This is a genomic window from Acrocarpospora pleiomorpha, assembly GCF_009687885.1.
GTDB classification, from domain to species: Bacteria; Actinomycetota; Actinomycetes; order Streptosporangiales; family Streptosporangiaceae; genus Acrocarpospora; species Acrocarpospora pleiomorpha.
This window is the reverse complement of sequence record NZ_BLAF01000138.1, coordinates 2,564-3,186: the sequence shown is the minus strand read 5'-3', so window position 1 is coordinate 3,186 and position 623 is coordinate 2,564. Positions and strand designations below refer to the sequence as shown.

Annotated in this window: 1 other annotated feature (cut by both window edges). The window is 55.5% G+C overall.

The window, feature by feature from the left end:
* Positions 1-623, top strand: a sequence feature (mutual gap in cmsearch alignment for this rRNA model is longer than 100) (it extends past both window edges: 757 nt to the left, 2,546 nt to the right).

The window sequence follows — 623 nt, the reverse complement described above, 5'->3', positions numbered from 1 at the left end:
TGTGATGTGACTGCGTGCCTTTTGAAGAATGAGCCTGCGAGTTATGGTGTGTGGCGAGGTTAACCCGTGTGGGGGAGCCGTAGCGAAAGCGAGTCTGAATAGGGCGTTTGAGTCGCATGCTGTGGACCCGAAGCGGGGTGATCTACGCATGGGCAGGTTGAAGCGTGGGTAAGACTGCGTGGAGGACCGAACCCACCAGGGTTGAAAACCTGGGGGATGACCTGTGTGTAGGGGTGAAAGGCCAATCAAACTCCGTGATAGCTGGTTCTCCCCGAAATGCATTTAGGTGCAGCGTTGCGTGTTTCTTGCCGGAGGTAGGGCTCTGGATTGCTGATGGGCCCGACAAGGTTACTGACGTAAGCCAAACTTCGAATGCCGGTAAGTGAGAGCGTGGCAGTGAGACTGCGGGGGATAAGCTTCGTAGTCGAGAGGGAAACAGCCCAGATCGCCGACTAAGGCCCCTAAGCGTGTGCTAAGTGGGAAAGGATGTGGAGTCGCAGAGACAACCAGGAGGTTGGCTTAGAAGCAGCCATCCTTGAAAGAGTGCGTAATAGCTCACTGGTCAAGTGATTCCGCGCCGATAATGTAGCGGGGCTCAAGTACACCGCCGAAGTCGTGGCATT